Source organism: Aeromonas molluscorum 848 (genome assembly GCF_000388115.1).
Taxonomy (GTDB): domain Bacteria; phylum Pseudomonadota; class Gammaproteobacteria; order Enterobacterales; family Aeromonadaceae; genus Aeromonas; species Aeromonas molluscorum.
Window position 1 is genome coordinate 1 of sequence record NZ_AQGQ01000298.1, and the last position, 1,355, is coordinate 1,355.

Consider the following 1,355-nt stretch of genomic DNA (forward strand, 5'->3'; position numbering starts at 1 on the left):
CCCGACCCGTCAGTTCAGCTCCTGCGTGCTGATCGAGTGTGATGACAGCCTGGACTCCATCAATGCCACCGCCAGCGCCATAGTGCGTTATGTCTCCCAGCGCGCCGGTATCGGCATCAACGCCGGTCGCATTCGTGGGCTGGGCAGCCCCATCCGTGGTGGCGAAGCCTTCCATACCGGTTGCATCCCCTTCTACAAGTACTTCCAGACTGCGGTCAAGTGCTGCTCCCAGGGCGGCGTGCGCGGTGGTGCTGCCACTCTGTTCTACCCGCTGTGGCACACCGAAGTGGAGAGCCTGCTGGTCCTGAAAAACAACCGCGGCGTCGAAGAAAACCGGGTCCGTCACATGGACTACGGCGTGCAGATCAACAAGCTGATGTACCAGCGCCTCATCAAGGGCGGTGACATCTCCTTGTTCTCCCCCTCCGATGCTCCTGGCCTGTACGATGCCTTCTTCGCGGATCAGGACAAGTTCGAGCAGCTCTACGTCAAGTACGAGCAGGATCCGGCCATTCGCAAGAAGACCATCAAGGCGGTGGATCTGTTCTCCCTGATGATGCAGGAGCGCGCCGGTACCGGTCGCATCTACATTCAGAACGTGGATCACTGCAACACCCACAGCCCGTTCGATCCGAGCGTGGCGCCGGTACGCCAGTCCAATCTCTGCCTTGAGATAGCGCTGCCGACCAAACCGCTCAACAACGTGGATGACGACAGCGGCGAGATTGCCCTGTGCACCCTGTCGGCCTTCAACCTGGGCGCCATCGAGAAGCTCGAAGATCTCGAAGAGATGGCCGATCTGGCCGTGCGTGCCCTGGATGCCCTGCTCGACTATCAGGATTACCCCCTCAAAGCCGCCCAGAAGGGCAGCATGAACCGCCGCACCCTGGGGATAGGCGTCATCAACTACGCCTACTACCTGGCCAAGAACGGCGCCCGCTACTCCGACGGCTCCGGTCTGGCGCTGACCCACCGCACCTTCGAGGCGATCCAGTTCTATCTGCTCAAAGCCTCGGTGCAGCTGGCCCGTGAGTTCGGCCCCTGCCCGGCGTTCAACGAGACCACCTATGCCCAGGGCATACTGCCCATCGATACCTATAAAAAGGATCTCGACAACCTGTGCAACGAGCCGCTGCATCTGGACTGGGAAACCTTGCGTGAAGAGATCAAGACGGTCGGTCTGCGCAACTCGACCCTGACCGCCCTGATGCCGAGCGAGACCTCCAGCCAGATCTCCAATGCCACCAACGGCATAGAACCGCCGCGCGGCCTGGTGTCGGTCAAGGCCTCCAAGGATGGCATCCTCAAGCAGGTGGTGCCCGAGTACGAGCGCCTCAAGGATCAGTACGAACTCT

Annotated in this window: 1 protein-coding gene; it reads left to right on the plus strand. The window is 60.9% G+C overall.

All coding sequences use genetic code 11. The features are described from left to right. Positions 1-1,355, plus strand: a 1,355-nt coding sequence (nrdA, locus tag G113_RS20095) for a class 1a ribonucleoside-diphosphate reductase subunit alpha (protein WP_005914774.1), incomplete at both ends; no start/stop codon positions are given.